A 17,606-nucleotide genomic window follows, 5' to 3' on the forward strand; every position below is an offset into this window, starting at 1 on the left:
CCTCTGGCTGCCTGCCGGTTGGGCGTGTCGTGCTATCTACTTACAGTAAACCGCTATTTATGCAGCTGTGCCAGCAGGCCCTGCAAAGGGTGGCGCAACTTAATACCCGCAAAGCGATGGGCCTGGCAGCGGCAGGAAAAACCACTGGCCAGTAACTGGTCCGTCTCGCCGTTGAGGCGCGGTGCCCAGGACTGCTGGAAAATCGCCCGGGAGGTCTCTTTGTGCGCGGTTTCATGGCCGTAGGTGCCGGCCATGCCGCAACAGCCCAGGCGCTCTGTTGTCAGCTCCAGACCGAGCGCGGCAAAGACACTGTGCCAGTCCCCCAGCGAATCCCTGGCATTGGTCTGCTCACTGCAGTGGGGCAGCAGCTGGAAACGGGTCTGCCTCACCCGGTGGCGCTGCTGCGCCAGATGCTGGCTGTGGCCCGCCAGCCACTCCTGCAGCAGCTGTACCTTTGGCGCTTGGTCACCCATCACCTTGCGGTATTCGGAGCGGTAGACAATTGTCATGGAGGGGTCGACACCCACTAGTGGTATCCCCGATTCCGCCAGTTTTTTCAGCATGGCACTGTTGGCCAGGGCGACCCGTTCGAACTGGCGTAAAAAGCCGTGCACATGCAGGGGTTTGCCATTGGCGTGAAAAGGCGCGACCAATGGGAAAAAATCCAGTCTCTTCAGCAGGTGCAGCAGATCCGCCACCATTTCGGCATCGAAATAACTGGTGAAAGCGTCCTGCACTATGATGACAGCCCTCTCCCGCTGGGCAGGGCCCAGAGAGTCCAGACAGGCATGACTGGCCAGGGGTACACCCAGCTCGGACATGGATTTTGTCAGGCGCTTGCGGGCCAGCATCGGGCTGTCCACCAGGCCCAGCCCCCGCTCCAGCAAGCGGCGTACCGGCGCCAGTTTCATTGGCCAGTTGTAGAGCTGCGGCAGCCTGGCCAGTTGTGGCATGGTGAACTCCAGGGCACCGACAAAATAATCCCGTAGCGGCCGCAGGTAGCGGCTGTAGTACAGCTCCAGAAACTTAGCGCGAAATTCGGGTACATCCACTTTGATAGGGCACTGACCGGTACAGGACTTGCAGCCCAGGCAGCCCTGCATGGCCGCGTTTACTTCGTGATTGAAATCGTACTCACCTCTGGCCCGGGCCAGCGAATGCTTGATACGCCCCGGCAGACCGACAAAGAAGGACTGCTCGCGGAATTTGCGACTCGCCTCGGCCGCATCCACACCCCGGTTACTGAGAAGGCGCAGCCACTCCCGCATTAGAGACGCGCGCCCCTTGGGGGAGTGGATACGCTCCCGGGTGGCTTTGTAGGAGGGACACATTGCTGAGTCCGGGTCCCAATTGAAACAGGCACCGTTGCCGTTGCAGTGCACGCCCTCGCTATAGCCATCCCATACCTGGGCGGGGATCTGGCGGTCCCGTTCACCGCGGGTGGGTACCGCATCGATTTTCAGCAGTCCCGAGGCGATGCCGGGGGTGGCGACCTTGCCTGGATTCAGCTGGTTACGGGGATCGAAGGCGGCCTTGATTCTCTGCAATTCCGGGTAGAGTTCGCCAAAAAATTCCGGCGCGTATTCCGCGCGCACACCCTTGCCGTGTTCGCCCCACAGCAGACCACCGTATTTTTGTACGAGCGCCACGACTTTGTCGGTGATCGGGCGGATCAGTGCTGCCTGTGCCGGGTCCTTCATGTCGATGGCCGGCCGCACGTGCAGCACCCCGGCGTCCACATGACCGAACATGCCGTAATCGAGTCCCATCTCATCCAGCACAGCGCGAAATTCACCGATAAAGTCCGCCAGATGCTCGGGCGGCACACAGGTATCTTCGACAAACGGGATGGGGCGTTTCTCACCGTGCACATTGCCCAGCAGGCCAACGGCGCGCTTGCGCATGGCCCAGATTTTGTCCACTTCCGCGTGGCCCCTGGCAATGGAGTAGCCGATACTCTTGCCGGCCTGGCCCAGCAGAGCGTCCACGCCGCTGGTGAACTGCTTCAGGGCCAGATCCAGCTCCTCCTCGGAGGCGGCGGTGTACTCCACCAGGTTGATACCTTTGACCCGGCCTTTATCGCCCGCGAAATACTCGCTTACGCTGGTCCAGACAATGTCCTCCATCGCCAGCTGCAATACTTTGCTGTCCACAGTTTCAATGGAAGTGGGCCCGGCCCCCATCAGCGATTCCGCATCCCGCAGCGCGTCCCGGAAATGGTCGTATTTCAGGTTGACCAGAGCGACGCATTTGGGAATTGGAAGAACCCTGAGCTTGGCCTCGGCGACAAAGCCCAGGCTGCCCTCGGAGCCGCACAGCACACTGTTCAGGTCGAAGTGTTCGCCGTCGCGCCCGGTGCCCAGGTGGGCGAGATCGTAGCCGGTGAGGCAGCGGTTCAGTTTAGGGAATTTCCGCGCGATCAGATCGGCTTTGTCCCGGGCGATGGCCGCGCATACCCGGTGCGCCTCCCCCACCCGGTCGCCGCGGGCGCTCGCCCGCTGCAATGTCTCGCCGTCAATGGGTTGCGAGCGCCAGAGTTCACCTCCCAGCAGTACCGTGGCCAGTTCCAGCACATGGTCGCGGGTCTTGCCATAGACACAGGAGCCCTGACCGGAGGCGTCGGTGTTGATCATGCCGCCGATAGTGGCGCGGTCGCTGGTGGACAGCTCCGGCGCGAAGAAGAGCCCGTGGGGCTGCAGGGCCGCGTTGAGCTGGTCTTTCACCACTCCCGCCTGCACTTTCACCCAGCGTTGTTCGGCGTCGATCTCCAGGATGCGGTTCATGTGCCGGGACAGGTCCACCACCAGACCATCGGTCAGCGACTGGCCGTTGGTGCCGGTGCCGCCGCCCCGGGGGGACAGGACGACCGTGTGGAATTCCTCGCGGTCCGCCAACTCCGTCAGCAACTGCAGATCGCCGGTGTCCCGCGGGTAGATCACGGCCTGCGGCAGCACCTGGTAAATGGAGTTGTCGGTGGCCAGCACAGTGCGGCTGGCGTAACTGGGACTGGTGTCGCCGCGAAAGCCGGCTTCCGTCAGGGCCCGCAGAAAGGCCAAATAGAGCGCTTGCACCTCGTCTACTTCGCGCAGTGCTGGAATCATGGGTTTGCTCGTGATACTCGGCAGGGTCTGGCATTGTAGCCGCGGCAATTGGGCATGCAAGGTGCCGCGGCCGGTAACCGGCGGCTGACCCGGTGGCCATCGTCATTGTTATACAAAAAGAGGCGCTTGTATAAGTGCTGTACTCGCACTATACATGCTGCACAGGGCTTTCAAACTGTCCAATTGATATGAAGATCGAACTTTTGGTGCGCAGGATTCCCGTCGGTATCAGCCAGTGTGCCATGGGGGATCCGGTACGTTATAACGCCGGACACAAACACAGCAAAGTGTGCACTGACCTGCTCAGCCGCTGTTTTGAGTTTGTGTCCCTGTGTCCCGAGGTGGCGATTGGTCTGGGGGTGCCCCGGGATCCGATACGGCTGGTCAAGGACGACTCCTCCCCCGATGCAGCGGTGCGGGCGCTGGGTGTGGTGGACGAATCCCTGGACGTGACCCGACCGCTGCGCGCTTACGCGGACCAGGTGGCGCCCCAATTGCAGTCGGTGCGCGGCTATATCCTGATGCAGAATTCCCCCAGCTGCGGTCTCGCGGGGGTGCGCCGCTACCTGCCCAATGGACACGGTATCGACAGTGGCGGTACCGGCGTGTTCGCGCAGCGCCTGAGGGAGCTTTTCCCTCACCTGCCCATGGAGGAGGTGGGTCGGCTCAACAACAGCGAAATACGCGAGAATTTCCTCACCCGGGTTTTCGCCTATGACGCCTGGTTTCGCTATGTGGGGGAGCCGGTGGGTCCCGCCCGAGTGATCGAGTTCTTCACCGCCTACAAATACCTGTTGCTGGCCCACCACCAGCACAAGACCCGCGAGCTGGGTCAGCTGCTCGCCAATGTGGGAGCCCTGGAGCCGAACCAGCTGGGCCTATCAGTGCTGGGTCACATTATGGATATCCTGTCCCACCCGGCCGGCCGCAAGGACCGCACCAACGCTCTGATGCATGTGCAGGGCCACCTGAAGCACTACCTGAACCGCAGCGAGAGGGCCGAGCTGACCCGACTGATCGACGACTACCGGCAGGGCCTGAAGCCGGTGTCCGCGGTGTTGACCCTGTTGCGCCACTATCTGCCGCGCAGTCCCCACCAGTTTATTCACAGCCAGTTGTTACTGGCCGCTGAACCGGCGGAGTTGGGGTTGTGCGACTTTCACTGAGGGAGGACGCCGTGAAAACAGCGCTTTTGTTCCGGGCCTCAATCAACGCGTGGGCATTGGGCAATGCCCTGGGCCGATAGCGCCGCTGATGCGGCCGCGAGGCTGCCGATCCGGCAGGTGGCAAGGCGCACCGGGGTCAACCCGGTCACTTTGCGCGCCTGGGAGCGCCGTTACGGTTTGCTGGCACCGCAGAGAACGGCTAAAGGACACCGGCTCTACAGCGAAGCGGAGGTAGCCCGGATTGGTGAAATCCTCTCCTGGTTGGCGCGTGGCGTGGCCATCAGCAGGGTGCGCCCGTTATTGGAGCGGGTGGATGCCAGCGGCCAGCTGGAGATGGCTGAGGGCCACTGGGAAAGGCTGGTGCGGCTGACCGCTGCATCGGTGGCGCAGCTGGATGCCGGCCAATTGCGTGCCTGCCTGGAGCATATCCTGGCCAGATACTCCCCCTCCCTGGTACACGATCACTGGTTGGTACCCCTGCAGCGCCGGTTATCCGGCCAGATGCATTTCGGCGCTGCCCTGGCCAGGGCCTATTTCTGGCAACTGCTTACCCAGCGGCTGGCAGTGATGCCGGATGAGAGCCGGGAGGCGCGGCACCGGAACGGCGGTAAGGGGCCCAGGTTGCTGCTGGTCAGTTTCCCCGGTATGGAACAGCAGGCATTCGCAGCTCTGTTCTCACGGGCCTTGACCTGCCGCGCCTTTAACGTCGTGAATCTTCCCGCTGAAGCCGACCTGGGCGAACTGGCATTTGCGGAGAAACAACTCGGTGTGCAGGGGATAATCTGTTACAGCCACAATGCGCTGCCGACGGCGATCCTCGGCGAGGGGATGGCGCGCACGGCGCGAAGCCTGCAGGTACCACTCTGGTTTGCCGGTGGCTTGGTGAGCCTGCAGCGCCGCGACCTGCAGCCCTTCATTAGCGCCGGCCTCTGCCGGCTGCTGCCGGAGGACTGCGCCGGCGCTGTGCGCAGACTGCGGGAGCCGTGGTAATGACCCCTGCAAGCCGGCTGGAACGGGGCCTGGTCTGGTTTCGCACGGATCTGAGGCTGGATGACAACACAGCACTCTACCGGGCGGTAAAGCAGTGCGCGGCGGTGGCCGGTATTTTTCTCGCCTGCCCGGGGTCCTGGCGCCGCCATAATGAGGGCGACCCGCTGATCGCTTTTCGCCTCGCCTGCCTGCGCGAACTTCAATCCAGTCTGGCGGAGCGCAATATTCCCCTTTATTTCCTGGAACTGCACGATTTCTCCCGGGTGCCGCGGGCACTGCAACAGGTGGCGAAAAAACTGCGTATCGACACACTGTTTGCCAACGCCGAGTATCCACTGAACGAACAGCGGCGCGATGCGGCGGTGCGCGAAGCCCTTGAGGGTGTGGGGGTGAGGGTCGAGTACTGCAGTGACCGCACCCTGGCGCCGCCGGGGAGCTTGAAAACCGGAGGTGGGGAAGCCTACAAGGTATTTACGCCGTTCAAACGCGCCTTTATTTCCCAGTGGGGCGCTGACGCTTTCAAGCCACTCCCGGCGCCGGGCAAAACCGGTGTCGCATCCTGGCCGCGGTGGCTGGAGGTGGCGGGGCCGAGCAACCTGGTGCAAACCTTGCCGGATACCGTGTCCGGCTATCCAGCAGTTCCCGTACACAGGGGCCGGCTGTATGGCTGGCTACCCGGCGAGAAAGCGGCCCGGCAGCGTTTGCAGGCGTTTCGCCAGGTGATGGACAGCTATGCGGCACAGCGGGACTTCCCCGCTATCGATGCCACCTCGCGCCTGTCCCCCTATCTCAACTGCGGCGCCATCTCGGTGCGTCGTTGCGCGTATACGGCGCTGACCTGCAACCAGGGGCGCTGGACCGGTGGCAGTGAGGGTGCCAGTTGCTGGCTCAGCGAGCTGCTGTGGCGGGAGTTTTACACCCACCTGATTGTTGCTTTTCCGCGCCTGTGCATGGGCAGGCCGTTCAAGCTGGAGACGGATGCGGTGCCCTGGTCTGCAAACAGGGCGCAATTCGCCAGGTGGTGCCGGGGGGCGACAGGTGTGCCCATCGTGGACGCGGCCATGCGGCAGCTGCAGCAAACTGGCTGGATGCACAATCGGCTGCGTATGATAGTGGCGTCGTTTCTCAGCAAGAATTTATTGCTGGACTGGCGCTGGGGCGAACGCTTTTTTATGCAGCACCTGATTGATGGAGATTTCGCCGCCAACAATGGTGGCTGGCAGTGGGCGGCCTCCACCGGCACCGATGCGGCGCCCTATTTTCGTGTTTTCAACCCCTACAGCCAGTCGCAGAAATTTGATCCGAACGGGGAATTCATCCGCCGCTTTGTGCCGGAACTGGCCGGCCTCGGCGATGCGGAAATTCACTGTCCGCCCCGCTTATCCACCTATCCGCAGCCAATTTGTGATGTCCGGGAGACACGCAAAAGGGCGATTCAGGTTTTCGCACAGCTGAAATAACGCATCCATTGCTCCCTTAGATCGCGGCTGCCGGCAGCAGCGCCGAGCGGGTGTCTATACTTGCCCAATCGCAGCCCAGTCAACGGAGTGCAGCATGGCGATATTTCCCCGATCTCTTATTTTTGTTCTGGCACTTGCCATTGTTTCCGTCAGCCACGCAGACGATATCACCTCGGACCTGTATCGCGGTTTCGTCGTGTTTGGAGACAGTCTGTCCGACAGTGGCAATGCGGGTGTGTTTACCAGTGCCGACCCCGACGGGGTGATTCCCCGGCAGCCGGCGATCAGCTTTACCGCGCAAAGGTTTGGCCTGCCGATGCTGATACCCTCCTGTTTCGGTCTCGGCCCCGCCTTCGGTGGCGCTATTCCCTGTGCACCGGCGCCGGGCACACCGGAGCAGCAGGTGGCGCAGATAGTCAACTCGGTGTTGACCAATGGCAGCAACTGGGCGGTGGGCGGAAACCGGTCGGCGGACGTGTTGTTGGCGCTGGTGGGGCCGCAACGCTTCCGGGAGCTGTTCCCCAACACTACAGTGGCGGACCACAATGAGCTCAGTATTATCCTGCCGGACTCCAGCCGCTGTGGCCCGGACGGCATCTGCGATCCCGCCGCAGGCGAGAGCCCCTATCTCAGCCCCGCTGAGACGGCGCAGGTGGTCGCAGCTTTCGGCAACCCGGTGGCTTTACAGGCGCTGGTGGACGACCCCAACAACAATATCACCCTCACTGGTGTCCCCTTCGCCACCGGCCAGGGTTTCCTGCCGCAAAATGCGATAGCGGGCGACCAGCTTTATTATCTGAACGGCGGGGGCAACGATATTATCTCCGGTGTTCTGGCCGGTACCATTTCGCCGGCCAGCATGGAGCGTGCGGCCGGTTTTCTGGCCGGTGCGGCGGCCGAACTCAGGGCCGCTGGTGCCCGCTTTGTGGTGGTCTCCAACGTGCCCGGGGTCGGCAGCACACCGCTGATGAACGACCTGGGGCCAGCGGCGGTCAGCGCCGCCAGCATCGGCACCCAGCTCTACAATGCCTCCCTGCGGCGCCAGATTAATCTGGTTGGCAATGTGCTCATCCTCGACAGCGAAGGCATAGCTGCCCTGGCGCTGGAGCGGCCGGGCCTGTTCGGTTTTGCCGATATCAATCAGGCCGCCACCTGCTATGCGGCGGGAGCCTGCGCCAATCCGGACCCGGTATACAGTGAGGGTGGCAGCGCGCCCAATGCGAACCAGCTGTATTTCAACGACGGTGTTCACCCAACGCTGGCGGCCCAGCGTGTGCTGGGGGATTACTATTTCTCGGTTCTGAACGCCCCGGTCGGCCTCGGCATGCTGCCGGATCTGGGCTACCAGAATCTGCGCGCGCACCAGTCCAACATCGATCATCACCTGGTGGCGCAGCGTTTTCGCGAACCCGCTACCACGGTCTTCTTCGGCGGCGCCTGGCAGCGCACGGATCTGGGGCAGGGCCCGGCCCCCAATGACAACGACAATGCCTGGGATGGCCTGATCGGTTTCAGCGTCGCCTCCGGGGATCATTTCGAGTGGGCACTGGCCCTGTCTTACGGCACTACCGATTATAAACCCAGGCACCTGTCTCTGGAGGCGGACAACCTGAACCTGAGCTGGATAGCCCGCTGGAACAACCAGCGTTTCTTTATCGATGGCGGCCTTACCTATAGCGATATCGACTACGACGAGGTGGACCGGCGCATCCGCCTCGGCGATACGTTTTCCACCCGCATACAGGGGGATACCGATGGGGATGCCTCGGCCTTGTTTGTGCGTGCGGGCTTTGACTCTGTGCCGGCGCTGCCCTGCCAGATAGGTCCCTTTGTTGCGGTTTCCTTGAGCCAGGTGGATGTGGACGCCTTCAGCGAGGACACCAACCGCGATCTCACTGTAATCGGCAGCAATGGGGAAACCCTGGACCCGGTGGGTCTGCGTGTGCGTCACCAGAGCCGGGATTACTATCGCTATCGCGCCGGCTTTTTCTACAATGCGCCCAAGGATCTCGACTGGCGCTGGTTTGGTGAAGTGTGGCTGGAAGCCGCCGATGGCGACAATACCGATACAGTGGGTATCGGCCTCAAGTCGATTCGGGGCAACAGCGCTTTTCTAGCCGGTTACAACAGTCGCAAGGAGGGCTTTTTTCAGAACGGCGTGGGCGCACTGGTGGGACTCAACCTCACTGACCAGTTCCAGTTGAGTGGTAATGTTTTGGTGGGATCTGAAGATACTGTGGGCGGCCTGAACATCAATTATCGCTTCTGATAAGAGGGCGCCGTTATGGCGCCCTGCTTTTTTAAGGAACCTCTCCGGCAGGGGGGTGAGCGTGTCGACAGGGCGTCGACGATCGCAGAATTTTCTGCGGTGCAGCTGGTGAAATTGACCGGGTAATGCGCAAAGAACCGGTTTTTCGCGCCGTCAATTACCTCTCTGGTTGTTAACGTATGTGTATCAAAGTGACAACCGGACAGCGCCAATGTACACCCCCAGATTCAGTAACCAGAGTGACGCTCTCAACCAGGCGGAAGCCGATGTTTGGGCTGTCAGTGACCGGGCTCATGAGCTGGCGGGCAAGGGTGAGGATGTGGTTTTCCTCTGTGTTGGTGATCCCAACTTCGATACCCCGGAACCTATTCTGGATTTCGCCCGGGCGCGGCTGGGGGTAGGGCGGACCCACTATTCCCCCGCGGCTGGTGAGCCAGTACTGCGCCGCGCCATCGCCGACATCGAAACCAGGGTATCTCCCCACCCCTGCAGCCCGGACGATGTGGTGGTATTCCCCGGTGGTACCAATGCCATCTATGGGGTGCTGGCCTGCCTGTTGAACCCGGGTGAGCAGATCGTAATTCCCGAGCCCATGTATATCGGTTATGTGCCCATCTGCAATGCTCTGCGCCTCGACGTGAGGAAGGTGAGTTGCCCGGCGGAAACTAATTTCGCTTTTGACACCGGGGCCATCAAGCGCGCGATTACCGATGAGACCCGTGCGGTGATGATCAATACACCGGTAAACCCGACCGGGGCCATGGCTACCCCCGAACAGCTGCGGGAACTGGCCGCCTACTGCCTGGAGCGGGGTGTGTGGCTGGTGAGTGATGAAATGTACTCCATGATCACATTTGCCCGGCACCATACTTCCCTGCGCACCGCGGCGGAGAATTTGGACAATGTAGTGGTGATCGACGGGTTGAGTAAATCACACGCCATGAGTGGCTGGCGCCTGGGCTGGGCTGTGGCGAGAGGGCCACTGGTGGAGCGGCTGACCCAGTTTGCCGGGGCCACTATTTTCGGGTGTCCGCAGTTTGTTCAGGAGGCCGCGGCCTTCGCGTTGGAGTTCGACGCCTATTTCGTCCGCCAGATGCGGGACGCCTACCGCAGCCGGCGCGATATCATCGTGGAGCGGATCTCCCGGATTCCATCCCTGAGCTGTTACTCGCCGGAGGCGGGTATGTTTGTGATGGTGGATGTCTCCGCCGTGGCCGATTCCGGCCAGGCATTTGCCGAATCCTTGCTGGATGCCGAACGCGTATCGGTGTTGCCGGGTGCCCCCTTCGGTGCCAGCGCCGCCAATCACGTGCGCCTGACCCTGGCTGCGGAGGAGAAGGACATCCGTCGCGCGCTGGATCGTATAGAGCGTTTCGTAACCAGCGGCAGCCGCCGGGCTGGCTGAACCCTGCCTTTCTCTACGGCGGGCAGGGCCCCGCCTTTTGCTCTGTGTTTCGGATTGACGCGAATGCCGGTATCCTTGGCGCCCTCTGTGGACACAGAACGACGGTAAAGTGAAAATAGATCGGCACAACCTCAAAATTCTGCAAGCTCTGCAGACCAATGCGCGCATCAGTAATCTCAACCTCAGCGAAAAAATCGGGCTGTCGGAGAGCGCCTGCCTGGCGCGGGTAAAACGACTGACCAGCGAGCGTTATATTCGTGAATTTCAGGCCGAGGTAAATCTGGACAAGGTCCGGCATGCTGAATTTTACGTCAATGTAGCACTGAAGCGGCAGGATGCACGTACCAGTGAAAGTTTTCGCCGTACCATCGACAGTATTCCGCAGATTGTCTCCTGCGTGAAAATGTCCGGCGAGTTCGACTATATGTTGCGGTTTGTATGCCCCGATGCTGCCGATTTCAATCGCGTGTCGGAACAGTTGCTGGCGGACGAGGAGGCGGCGATTTCCCGCATGACCTCGCACCTGGTGATCGAGAAAACCAAGCCATTCGCCGGTTATCCACTGGAACTGTTATTCCAGGATTGAATGCAAAGCGTTTTTATCACCAGGGTCGGATTGCGCGCAACCAGTCGCTCTATGGACGGGCCGTAGACCGCACCCGCTGAGTCCCATTACCTCCGGCTGACCATCAGCCCGGCGGTGTGGGGCAATTCCCGGTAAAGGTCCCGCAAGCGAAAGCCCAGCCATTGACCCGAAAGCGAGGTCGTGGCACTAACCCCACTTGAGTCGCAGTGACAAGGAGGAAGACAACGTGAAGCAAAGTGGACCTATTTATCTCGGCCTGAATGCCCTGGTGTTCGCCACCATCAGCGCTATGGCATTCGTCAATCCCGAGGCATTTGCCCGCACTATCGACTTTGCCCTGTTGACACCTTCGGCGGTACCGGAACTGCTGGCCACCTATGGCGGGCTGATGCTGGTAATCGCCTGCCTGATCGCGCTGTCACTGTTTCTCCACCGCCGCAGGACCATGGCATATTTCCTGATCACTCTGTCCTATGTGGGTTTCAGCGGTGGTCGCCTTGTGGGCATACTGGCCCACAGCGGTTTCGACTGGCGCAACTTCTTCTTCCTGGCCGCGGAATTGGTGCTGCTTGTCTGGGGTGCTGCCTGCTATTGGCAAGAGCGAGGCCGCGGGCTGGCAGGTTGCTGAAAAAGCCTTCCCCAGCAGGTTGTTGAAAAAGGCATCCTGCCTGTTTCAAAACGCGAAAAGCGAAAATGTAATTTTCATTTTTCTCCCAAAATCAACGACTTGGGCGTCGCCGATTTTGCCGGAACATCCATGTTCCGGTACCAGGCGTCGAAATTCTTCGAATTTCAACAGCCTGCTAGCGAAATGAAAAAAAAAGCGCGGAACCGTTGCCGGACCGCGCAAGGTGTTGCGGATTTCTGCCGATCAGCCGCAATTCAGATACTGGCACTGACCTCGCCGGCCTGGCGAGAGGATTGTGCTCCAGCGGTGGCGCGCCTGAACTCGTCCTTGTAGTGCTTGAATTCGGTGCCCATCAGCCGGTCCCAGAAAGTGAAGTAAAAGCCGTAGTTGCCTTGGAACTTCTGGTGATGCAGATCGTGATGGGTGGTTGTGGTGAGGATGTCCAGGGGCCCATCGACCCAGCTGCGGGGATGGAATTCACAGCCGGCGTGCAGCATGGCATTGCGGAAGATCATAATGAATATAAACGCCAGCCAGATCAGCGGGTGCAGGGGTATCAGCATCATAATCAAGGGCGAGAATACAGCCATCAGGGCCGCTTCGCCGACGGAAAAGCTATAGGCGGCCCAGGGTGTTGGTGTGCGGGACAGGTGGTGCAGCCGGTGAAAATGCCGGAACAGCTTTGGGTGGTGCATGGCCCGGTGGGTCCAGTAAAAATAGGCATCGTGCACCACTATCACTACCGGCAGGCTGAGCAGATTCCACCACATGGGAACTGCGCTCCAGTCGTGATATAGCTTTACCACGCCCCAGTCGGCCAGAATTCCCGTAATCAGGCCGACAGTGGCGAAGACAACCAGGGTCAGCATTGAAAAGCTGATTTCCCGCCGGATATCGTTCCAGCCGGCGCGGCGATTTTGCAGTCGGCGGCTATCCATCCAGCGTCGAAACAGGAAACCCACCGCGAGACTGACAGTGGTGGTGGCGAGCAGATAGCGAAACAGGCCATTCTTATAGTAGAAGGCCCAGTCGCCCCCCAGTCCCGATAGAAATTCCATAGATTTACCTTTTGCGGGTTGCCGCATCCGTTCATTGTCGGTCAATGGTGTCGCCGGTACCGAATCAATGCGACCGCCTAGTGTACTTTGGCCAACTGAGTGTGCGGGAGAGGGGTGTGCTTCGCTTGCGGAAAGCAAAAAAACGGCTGACGAATTCCGAAAACAGGTATAAATAGGAGCGAAAAGCTCGTTACTCCGGTCAGTCAGTCAACTGCTGGCGGCGGAATTCCGTCGGGGTCAGGTCGTGGCGGCGCTTGAAGGCCGCGTTGAACGGGCTCAGTGACCGGTAACCGGTATCCAGGGCGATGGTGAGCACCGGCAGGTGTGCCTGGTCCGGGTCCGCCAGGCGGGTGCTGGCCTCGTCGATACGGAACTGGTTCAGGTACTCGTTGAAATTTCGATAACCCAGGTGCCGGTTGATCAGGGCGCGCAGCACATGCTCGCGGGCATCCAGCAGTTCCGCCAGCTCGCGGATAGTGAGTCCGGTACGCCTATAGCCGCCGTCACTCATGTGACTCTGCAGGCGCTGCAGCAGCTGGGTCTGCTGCGGGTCCAATGGCTCGCTGGCCACGGGTATCTCCCGCTTGGTGTTGGCGGAATTTTCATTGTGGGGCAGCGACTCTGTCAGTGCGGCCGGGGACAGTGCCAACAGCCACAGGCAGGCAGCAAAGCACAATAGGCTGGCGAGCACCGCGTGCAGAATTGGAACTTCCGCGGGCATGGGTTGGTAGGAAAACAAAAACTCGGCACAGATCACGATCAGCATATAACTGCCGATGGCCGTCAGCAGCGCCGCACGCAGGTTCCTGCGGGCTTCCACCAGGTCGGACTGAAAGTGCCGCAACAGGGTTACCAGGCCCGCGGCCACCAATCCCAGCTTCATCGGCTGGGACAGGATATACAGGGTGTCCTGTAGTGGGGATAACGCCTGCAGTGGCATATGGCCGGCGGGGACGTCGACCGCCACCGACAGCGCGACCAGCAGCCAACCCCAGTGGGGAAACCCCTCGCTGTCACTGCACAAGTGGTGCGCGAACAGCCAGAAGGCCGCCGGTACCAGCGTGATGGGTAAATCCAGCAGCAGTGCCATAACACCCTGCTGCGGGGGCAGCAGTGGCCGCAACAGGTAGAAGAAGGTCCCGGCGAGCACCACGATCAGCCAGCGGCCGGCGGACTGCTGGCGATTCGAAATGGTCAGTTTGGCAGCGGCCAGAAGAAGGAGGCCGCAGGCCGTTCCGGTAAAAAACACATAACTGTCGTGCAAACCTCACCTCCAGCGGGTCGCCCAGGCATCGAGTACTTTACGGCTGTAGGTGTGGCGGCCATAGCTGCCGTTGTAGTAGGCCAGCGCATTGGCGAGGTTGCCTTTGGCCTTGCCGATATAGTGTTTGAGGATGGTGCAGCCGTAGCGCAGGTTGGTATCCATATCGATCAGATTGTCACTGGGGCTACCGATCTCGTTTTTCCAGAACGGCATCACCTGCATCATGCCCTGGGCCCCCACGCGGGATACGGCGTAGGGATTGAAGGCACTTTCGATCTGGATGACCGCCAGTACGATTTCCGGTTGCAGCCCCGCCAGAGTGGCTTCGCGATGTACCGCCTTGAGGATCTGCATGCGCTCGTCCGGGTCCTTGATATAGCGGGTGAGGGGCTGTGACTTGGCCAGCAGCCAGACCTCGGCATCGAAGCGATCGGTAAAGCTGTTGGCCTGGGAGATGGCCGCCCGCAAAGCGCGCCGCTGCTCCGGATCGATATCCGGTATCTGCATCTGCGCCAGGCTGTGAGTGCAGAAAAAAACCAGCACCATGGACAGGCAGTTTCTAATCATTATCAGTCCAGGTTATTAACCAATCCAACCGATGGCGCTCTACCAAAAGGTCGTCGTCCCCAAAATCCTGCGCGACCATGCGAAACCGCTTGTGCTTGAACGGCTCGGATTGACCTCCGCCCGGCGGCGGCACATTCTTGTGCCCTATTGACCGCGCTCCCTTTTGGGTAGAGGGATTATTGGTCGCCGAGTATTTTTTCCACCAGTATCTGCTCCAGCTGCGACTCGGCAAAATCCTGGCTCTCCGCATCCCGGCGGCCCTTGTATTCAACCACACCTTTTTCCAGTCCGCGATCACCGACCACGATTCGGTGAGGTATGCCCAGCAGCTCCTCGTCCGCCAGCATAGCGCCCAGACGCGCCCGGGGCTCGTCCATAAACAGCACATCGATACCCCTGTCCCGCAGCGACTGGTAGAGGTGTTCGCACTTTTCACGTACCAAGTCACTCTTGTGCATATTGATCGGCACAATCGCCAGTTGGAAGGGGGCTATGGCTTGCGGCCAGAGAATCCCGGAGTCGTCGTGGTTCTGTTCGATGGCGGCGGCCACTATGCGGGAGATCCCGATGCCATAGCAACCCATAGTCATCACCTGCTCCTTGCCATTTTCGTCCAGCACAGTGGCGTTCATGGCCCGGCTGTACTTTTCGCCCAGCTGGAAAATATGGCCCACTTCGATACCCCGCTTGATCTCCAGGGTGCCGCTGCCATCCGGGCTGGTATCGCCGGCTACCACATTGCGGAGATCCTCCACCCGCTGCAGCTTGACGTCGCGGTCCCAGTTGACCCCGGTCAGGTGGTAGTCATCCCGGTTGGCACCACAGATAAAGTCTCCCAGGTGGGCGGCAGACCGGTCGACGATGGTTTCGATTTGCAGTTCCACCGGTCCCAGGGAACCGATACCACAACCCAGCTCGGCGGCGATGCGTTCCTCTTCGGCAAATTGCAGCGGGCTGGCAATGCCGGCCAGCTTTTCCGCCTTCAGTTCGTTGAGTTCGTGATCGCCGCGCAGCACCAGGGCCACCAGGGGCGGTGTCTGCCCCTCCTCCGTTTCACCCAGCACAATCAGTGTCTTCACCGATTGCGCGGGGTCGGCGTGCAGGAATTCACTCACAGCGGCGATAGTTTTCTGCCCCGGGGTATGCACCTCCTGCATGTCCCTGCTCGCTTGCGGGCGCTCGCCCTGTGGCGCCAGGGCTTCCGCCAGCTCCACGTTGGCGGCGTAGCGGGACTCGCTGGAGAAAGCGATATCGTCTTCCCCACTCGCCGCCAGGACCTGGAACTCGTGTGACCGGGAACCGCCAATGGAACCGGTATCGGCCAGTACCGGGCGATAGTCCAGGCCGATGCGGTCGAAGATGCGGCAGTAGGCCTGGTGCATCGCATCGTAGGTTTCCTGTAGCGAGTCGCCGCCCAAGTGGAAGGAGTAGGCGTCCTTCATGGTGAACTCCCGTGCGCGCATAACACCGAAGCGGGGGCGGATCTCGTCGCGGAACTTTGTTTGGATCTGGTAGAAGTTCACCGGCAGCTGCTTGTAGCTGCTGATTTCGTTGCGGATCAGGTCGGTGATCACTTCCTCGTGGGTCGGTCCCAGGCAGAAGGGGTTGTGATGCCGGTCCTGCAGCCGCAGCAATTCCGGGCCGTACTCCTGCCAGCGGCCGGACTCCTCCCACAGTTCCGCCGGCTGCACCACCGGCATCAGTACTTCCAGTGCACCGGCCCGATCCATCTCTTCCCGGACTATACGTTCAACTTTGCGCAAGACCCGCAAACCTGTGGGCAGCCAGGTATAGAGACCGGAAGCCAGGCGGCGGATCATGCCCGCGCGCAGCATCAACTGGTGGCTGATGACCTTGGCGTCATTAGGGGTTTCTTTCTGGGTGGCGACCAGATAGCGGGATACGCGCATAGAGGGTTTCTGCTTATATTGCTTTGTGGGGGCGACATTTTACGTCGATGACGCGGCTTGTTGGTAGGGTTGGCGCCCGCCATTGATATACGGCGGCGGCCCGGGGGTGTCGCAGCATGAAAAACCCCGCCGGAGCGGGGTCGGTGGAGGCTGGCGGAGGGGTCAGGACTCGGCCATCTCCTTCATTTTCTTCAGCGGACGAATCTTCACTTGAATGCTGGCCGGTTTGGCCTTGAACATGGTCTCCTCGCCGGTGAAGGGGTTGATGCCCTTGCGCGCCTTCTTGGCCGGCTTTTTCACAGTGGTGATTTTCATCAGGCCGGGCAGGGCGAACTCCCCCACAGCACGCTTCTTGATGTGGCCCTCAATGATGTCGGTCAATTCGTCCATCACGGACTGGACCTGTTTGCGGCTGAGGTCGGTATTCGTGGCTATCTGGTTCAGTATCTGGGTCTTGGTATATTTCTCTCTGACTGCGGTCACTTTCTTGACCTTTGCCGGAGCGGCTTTCTTTGCTGCTTTCTTTGCCGGAGCCTTCTTCGCAGCGGTCTTTCTGGTCTTTTTGGCGGTAGCTTTCTTAGCTGCAGTTTTACGTGCGTTCATGGTAGCTTCCTTCTAATGATGTTGTTCCAATGAAAGTGAGTTCGTACGCTTGCGGTGTTGTCCGCCAAGAAGCGGGGCAGGCACCCGGTACTGAGGGGAAGTATATATAGTTTTTTTTCTCCCGCACGCGAAAAAACAGGAAAAATAGTGCTTTTTGAACCGTATCTCAGCCGGTGGCCCCTCCCGGGCCGGCGGGCCAGGTTTCCCCGGTGCTGGCGCGGCTTCTTCCCGGGGGGGCGCTCATGTATAATCTGCGCCCCCAAGAAGTACCAGGTGTTGCTTCATGCCGATCTACGAATACCAGTGCGAAGCCTGCGGTCACCAGATGGAGGCATTGCAGCGAATGAGTGATGCTCCATTGACCAGCTGTCCCTCCTGTGAGCAGCCGCAGCTGCGCAAGAAGATTTCCGCTGCGGGCTTTCGCCTCAAAGGCAGTGGTTGGTACGAGACCGACTTCAAGGCCGGAAACAAGAAAAACCTGGCTGGGGACACGGCTAAGCCGGCGGCCAAGTCGGAAGCCAGTTCCGGCTCCGCGACGGAAACAGGCTGAACTGGACAAAAATTGGACGGCTGGCGCCGATCCGGAAGAATGACTATCG

At 60.4% G+C, this 17,606-nt stretch carries 14 protein-coding genes; 8 read left to right on the forward strand and 6 right to left on the reverse strand.

Annotated elements, in window-relative coordinates:
- Window positions 1-53 precede the first annotated feature (53 nt).
- Window positions 54-3,101 (reverse strand): D-2-hydroxyglutarate dehydrogenase YdiJ, encoded by a 3,048-nt coding sequence (gene ydiJ, locus AB1S50_RS04200; protein ID WP_367149206.1) that lies wholly within the window; start codon window positions 3,099-3,101, stop codon window positions 54-56.
- A 188-nt stretch (window positions 3,102-3,289) separates the two neighbouring features.
- On the opposite strand from ydiJ, the gene AB1S50_RS04205 reads away from it, so the two are divergent.
- The 7 genes from AB1S50_RS04205 to AB1S50_RS04235 all read left to right on the forward strand — a co-directional run bounded on the left by AB1S50_RS04205 (window position 3,290) and on the right by AB1S50_RS04235 (window position 11,605).
- Complete coding sequence (locus tag AB1S50_RS04205) at window positions 3,290-4,267, forward strand: YbgA family protein (RefSeq protein WP_367149207.1); 978 nt, start codon at window positions 3,290-3,292, stop codon at window positions 4,265-4,267.
- Window positions 4,268-4,330: 63 nt separating this feature from the next.
- Window positions 4,331-5,257, forward strand: coding sequence for a MerR family transcriptional regulator (locus AB1S50_RS04210; RefSeq protein WP_367149208.1), 927 nt, complete (start codon window positions 4,331-4,333; stop codon window positions 5,255-5,257).
- On the forward strand, window positions 5,257-6,717 hold the full coding sequence (phrB, locus tag AB1S50_RS04215) for a deoxyribodipyrimidine photo-lyase (protein ID WP_367149209.1): 1,461 nt from the start codon (window positions 5,257-5,259) through the stop codon (window positions 6,715-6,717). The genes AB1S50_RS04210 and phrB overlap by 1 nt, the downstream gene beginning before the upstream one ends.
- Before the next feature lie 94 nt (window positions 6,718-6,811).
- On the forward strand, window positions 6,812-8,986 hold the full coding sequence (locus AB1S50_RS04220) for an autotransporter outer membrane beta-barrel domain-containing protein (protein WP_367149210.1): 2,175 nt from the start codon (window positions 6,812-6,814) through the stop codon (window positions 8,984-8,986).
- Window positions 8,987-9,197: 211 nt separating this feature from the next.
- Window positions 9,198-10,391: a pyridoxal phosphate-dependent aminotransferase gene (locus tag AB1S50_RS04225; RefSeq protein ID WP_367149211.1), complete on the forward strand. Its 1,194-nt coding sequence runs from the start codon at window positions 9,198-9,200 to the stop codon at window positions 10,389-10,391.
- 109 nt (window positions 10,392-10,500) lie between these two features.
- Entirely contained in the window at window positions 10,501-10,977 is a 477-nt protein-coding gene (locus tag AB1S50_RS04230; protein WP_367149212.1) for an Lrp/AsnC family transcriptional regulator, read from the forward strand.
- 226 nt (window positions 10,978-11,203) lie between these two features.
- Window positions 11,204-11,605 (forward strand): DUF4345 family protein, encoded by a 402-nt coding sequence (locus AB1S50_RS04235; RefSeq protein ID WP_367149213.1) that lies wholly within the window; start codon window positions 11,204-11,206, stop codon window positions 11,603-11,605.
- 254 nt (window positions 11,606-11,859) lie between these two features.
- Here AB1S50_RS04235 and AB1S50_RS04240 read toward each other — a convergent pair whose 3' ends face one another.
- The 5 genes from AB1S50_RS04240 to AB1S50_RS04260 form a co-directional block, all read right to left on the reverse strand.
- Window positions 11,860-12,663 (reverse strand): sterol desaturase family protein, encoded by an 804-nt coding sequence (locus AB1S50_RS04240; protein ID WP_367149215.1) that lies wholly within the window; start codon window positions 12,661-12,663, stop codon window positions 11,860-11,862.
- Window positions 12,664-12,862: 199 nt separating this feature from the next.
- A complete protein-coding gene (locus AB1S50_RS04245; protein WP_367149216.1) occupies window positions 12,863-13,927 on the reverse strand; it encodes a helix-turn-helix domain-containing protein in 1,065 nt (354 codons plus the stop codon).
- Window positions 13,928-13,930: 3 nt separating this feature from the next.
- A complete protein-coding gene (locus AB1S50_RS04250; RefSeq protein WP_367149279.1) occupies window positions 13,931-14,434 on the reverse strand; it encodes a lytic transglycosylase domain-containing protein in 504 nt (167 codons plus the stop codon).
- A gap of 236 nt (window positions 14,435-14,670) precedes the next feature.
- A complete protein-coding gene (locus AB1S50_RS04255) occupies window positions 14,671-16,404 on the reverse strand; it encodes a proline--tRNA ligase (RefSeq protein ID WP_367149217.1) in 1,734 nt (577 codons plus the stop codon).
- A gap of 162 nt (window positions 16,405-16,566) precedes the next feature.
- Window positions 16,567-17,007 (reverse strand): HU family DNA-binding protein, encoded by a 441-nt coding sequence (locus AB1S50_RS04260; RefSeq protein ID WP_367149218.1) that lies wholly within the window; start codon window positions 17,005-17,007, stop codon window positions 16,567-16,569.
- A gap of 283 nt (window positions 17,008-17,290) precedes the next feature.
- Here AB1S50_RS04260 and AB1S50_RS04265 point away from each other — a divergent pair, with 283 nt between their 5' ends.
- Window positions 17,291-17,557 carry an FmdB family zinc ribbon protein gene (locus AB1S50_RS04265; protein ID WP_367149219.1) on the forward strand — a complete coding sequence of 89 codons (267 nt, stop codon included), beginning with the start codon at window positions 17,291-17,293 and terminating at the stop codon, window positions 17,555-17,557.
- Window positions 17,558-17,606 lie beyond the last annotated feature (49 nt).

It is taken from the genome of Microbulbifer discodermiae, assembly GCF_040742695.1.
Lineage (GTDB): Bacteria > Pseudomonadota > Gammaproteobacteria > Pseudomonadales > Cellvibrionaceae > Microbulbifer.

Bases quoted from the DNA above. Each gene is read 5' to 3' on its own strand.
- ydiJ (WP_367149206.1), bottom strand. From the start codon at position 3,101: ATGATTCCAGCACTGCGCGAAGTAGACGAGGTGCAAGCGCTCTATTTG.
- AB1S50_RS04210 (WP_367149208.1), top strand. From the start codon at position 4,331: ATGCCCTGGGCCGATAGCGCCGCTGATGCGGCCGCGAGGCTGCCGATC.
- phrB (WP_367149209.1), top strand. From the start codon at position 5,257: ATGACCCCTGCAAGCCGGCTGGAACGGGGCCTGGTCTGGTTTCGCACG.
- AB1S50_RS04250 (WP_367149279.1), bottom strand. From the start codon at position 14,434: ATGCAGATACCGGATATCGATCCGGAGCAGCGGCGCGCTTTGCGGGCG.
- AB1S50_RS04240 (WP_367149215.1), bottom strand. From the start codon at position 12,663: ATGGAATTTCTATCGGGACTGGGGGGCGACTGGGCCTTCTACTATAAG.
- AB1S50_RS04255 (WP_367149217.1), bottom strand. From the start codon at position 16,404: ATGCGCGTATCCCGCTATCTGGTCGCCACCCAGAAAGAAACCCCTAAT.
- AB1S50_RS04260 (WP_367149218.1), bottom strand. From the start codon at position 17,007: ATGAACGCACGTAAAACTGCAGCTAAGAAAGCTACCGCCAAAAAGACC.
- AB1S50_RS04205 (WP_367149207.1), top strand. From the start codon at position 3,290: ATGAAGATCGAACTTTTGGTGCGCAGGATTCCCGTCGGTATCAGCCAG.
- AB1S50_RS04220 (WP_367149210.1), top strand. From the start codon at position 6,812: ATGGCGATATTTCCCCGATCTCTTATTTTTGTTCTGGCACTTGCCATT.
- AB1S50_RS04225 (WP_367149211.1), top strand. From the start codon at position 9,198: ATGTACACCCCCAGATTCAGTAACCAGAGTGACGCTCTCAACCAGGCG.
- AB1S50_RS04265 (WP_367149219.1), top strand. From the start codon at position 17,291: ATGCCGATCTACGAATACCAGTGCGAAGCCTGCGGTCACCAGATGGAG.